The sequence below is a fragment of the Pseudomonas sp. KB_15 genome, assembly GCF_052114525.1.
Classification (GTDB): Bacteria; Pseudomonadota; Gammaproteobacteria; order Pseudomonadales; family Pseudomonadaceae; genus Aquipseudomonas.
Genome location: NZ_JBFREX010000281.1, coordinates 1 through 405, shown reverse-complemented (window position 1 = coordinate 405; position 405 = coordinate 1). Strand labels below are relative to the sequence as shown.

The window sequence follows — 405 nt, the reverse complement described above, 5'->3', positions numbered from 1 at the left end:
GCCACGCGCCGCCCTTCCAGGCGGATCTCGCCCTCGGCTGGCGGCACGAAGCCGGCCACGGCCTTGAGCAGCGTGGACTTGCCGCAGCCGGACGGGCCCAGCAGCACGAAGCGATCTCCGCCATGCACGTCGAAGCTCACGCGGTGGGTGGCGCGCACCACGCGCGCGTCGGTGCGGTATTCGAGCGAGACGCCATCCACCTGCAACAGCGGCGCAGACGGTGACGAAGACGGCGACCGGCCCGGAATCACGCGCAGATGCGCGCCTGGGTGCAGCGGTTCAGACATGTCAGCTCCCCTGGGCCGTGGCCGGGTCCTGGAAGAAGTAGTCCTGCCAGGTCTTCGGCTGGTTCTTGATCGCCCCCACGCGGTGCATGAACTCGGCCAGCGCGAAGGTGTTCTGCGG

At 69.6% G+C, this 405-nt stretch carries 1 protein-coding gene and 1 pseudogene; both read right to left on the bottom strand.

Annotated features, from left to right (window positions below; all coding sequences use genetic code 11):
• On the bottom strand, nucleotides 1-287 hold a 287-nt coding region (locus tag AB4Z35_RS30890), incomplete at its 3' end, for an ATP-binding cassette domain-containing protein (RefSeq protein WP_442101284.1).
• 1 nt (nucleotide 288) lies between these two features.
• A pseudogene (locus AB4Z35_RS30885) lies at nucleotides 289-405 on the bottom strand (ABC transporter substrate-binding protein); the annotation flags it as partial.